The sequence below is a fragment of the Bowmanella yangjiangensis genome (assembly GCF_017255015.1).
GTDB lineage: Bacteria > Pseudomonadota > Gammaproteobacteria > Enterobacterales > Alteromonadaceae > Bowmanella > Bowmanella yangjiangensis.
In genome coordinates this window covers 1-2,088 of the sequence record NZ_JAFKCS010000132.1, presented here as the reverse complement: position 1 = coordinate 2,088, position 2,088 = coordinate 1, and the positions used below count along the sequence as shown (strand labels likewise).

Genomic DNA, 2,088 nt, shown 5'->3' with positions numbered 1-2,088 from the left:
ACCAGGCCGACGCCGTGCACGACACAGCAATAACGGTTGTGCCAATAGGCCGGCGGAATATCCCAGGACTGCTCGACGAACTCGCGGTGACTCAAGCCCGGACGCAACAGCGCCATGTTGTGCAGTACCTGTTCATTGGCCAGACGATAGAGCTTGCGCTGCTCGGCGCTGGGGGAAACGTGGCCGACCGTCCAGGCTCGAGAGATATCGGCGCAGTAGCCGTATGGCCCGATCAGATCGGTGTCGAAGCAGACGATCTCACCTTCCTGCATCACCCGGTCGCTGGACTCCTGCATCCAGGGATTGGTACGCGGCCCTGAGGCCAGCAGGCGGGTTTCGATCCACTCACCACCGTGGCACACGTTCTCGTAGTGCAGCCAGGCCCACAGCTCGTTCTCGGTCATGCCGGGGCGCAGTGCATCGTGCATGCGCTGAATGCCGCGCTCGCACACGGCGATGGTCCAGCGCATCAACTCCAACTCCTCAGAGGATTTGATTCGCCGAGCCTGCTCCATCAGGCTGTGCCCTTCTATCAGCGTCAGGCCGGCCTCGCGCAGCAGGTTGAGGCCTTCCAGATCAGCCTTGTCCACCGCCAGGCGCACCTTGCCTCCCGCATGCTGGCGAATCACCGCCTGTATATCGTCGGCCCAGACCTGAGCCTTCTCGCCGATGCGCGAGCCCGCACCGAAATAGCTCCAGTTGATCGCTGGACGTATCTCATCGAGCAGTTCGTTGCCTTGGTGCAGATGTTCGCAGTTGTGGAACTCGAACAGCACCACAGGCCCATCAGCGAAAACCAGCGCATAGCGGGCGTAGTTATGCAGAGTCCACACCTGCATGTTGGAGGTGTCGGTGGCATAGCGGATGTTCACCGGGTCATACAGCAGTATGGCCGAGCAATCGGCGGCCTTGAGTTGCTGACGCACTCGTTGCAAACGATAGGCGCGAGCAGCCCTATGGGTTTCGAGGCTGACCGGGTTGCGCAGCGGCTGCGCGGCGACCTCGTCGGCTAGATACTTATTTTTGTTTTCGAACATGGCTAGGCTTCCTGAGGAATGAAAGTGGACGCCGCCGGAGCCGACGCGCTCCATCTACGCGTCGGCCAGCTAAGCAGGGCCATCTGCAACACGCCACTGGCTAAGCCAGACCGTGCCGTTGTTTCCAGTCACCCGGATGGACCACATAACCGAACAGCGCATGTCCGCCGTAAACCAGTTCGGTGCCTTCGGGAATCCACAGCAGTTGCCCTGGCTTGACGTGATAGCACTCGCCATTGGCCTGTAGCTCGAAGCAGCCGTCAATGACGAAGAGCACCTCGTCGTAGAGCAGCGTCCAGGCCACCTCTGCGCCCTCCCAGCGGGCGAAACCGATGCCGATGTTCGGCGAAATCTCGTTGCTGATCGCCCGCGCTACGAAGGCAGCGCCGGGCGGCCCGCCCCGCGGGATGAACTCCAGGTCATGGTGATCGACCAACAGCACCGGACCTTTCCCGGAAACGGCCTGAGTCATAGCTCGCTCCGACTGTTCCAGGCCGCCAGACGAATGCGCGAGCGCACGCCCAGGCCGAGAAATGGCTCCGGCGGATTGAGCGACGGCATACCGGTGACCGTCTGGATATCGCGCAACTGCGCCGAATCGCCGCCCACCGCCATTTCCGCCAGCAGCGTGCCGGAGATGGTGCCCCATGCCGCGCCGACGCCATTGTCGCAAGCCGAGGCGAACACACCCGGCTCCAGCTCGCCGAAGAAGTTGGTGAAGTTGCGCGAGATCGCGTAAACGCCGCCCCAGGTGTGGCTGAACGGTACATCGGCCAGTTGCGGAAAGCGCGCCAGGAAGGCCCTGCGATGATCGTCGCGCACCGATTCGCGCATGGCGTCGCTGGTGCTCTTGCCGTACTTCGGCACGTGCTTGTAGGTGTTGCGGATGATCAGGCGGCGGTCCTGGGTCATGCGTACCGTGGTGCCGGCGTGATCGGCCGGAGTCAGCCCCCAGTCGAGCTGGCCACCGTAGGCCGCCAGTTCAGTGTCGTTCAGCGGACGCGTCCAGCTGGCGAAGGTCATCACGGGTAACAGACGGTTGCGCAGGTAG

Annotated in this window: 3 protein-coding genes; all 3 read right to left on the bottom strand. The window is 62.7% G+C overall.

The features are described 5' to 3' along the window. On the bottom strand, positions 1–1,037 hold a 1,037-nt coding region (locus J0A65_RS22595; RefSeq protein ID WP_206596562.1), incomplete at its 3' end, for a M24 family metallopeptidase. A 100-nt stretch (positions 1,038–1,137) separates the two neighbouring features. Continuing rightward, positions 1,138–1,509, bottom strand: a complete 372-nt coding sequence (locus tag J0A65_RS22590; RefSeq protein ID WP_179554469.1) for an ethanolamine utilization protein EutQ — start codon at positions 1,507–1,509, stop codon at positions 1,138–1,140. Then, positions 1,506–2,088 (bottom strand): FAD-dependent oxidoreductase (locus J0A65_RS22585; protein ID WP_206596561.1); only part of this gene is annotated, 583 nt, incomplete at its 5' end. The genes J0A65_RS22585 and J0A65_RS22590, both read right to left, overlap by 4 nt.

Coding starts and splice junctions, on each gene's coding strand:
- J0A65_RS22590 (WP_179554469.1), bottom strand. CDS start 1,509: ATGACTCAGGCCGTTTCCGGGAAAGGTCCGGTGCTGTTGGTCGATCAC.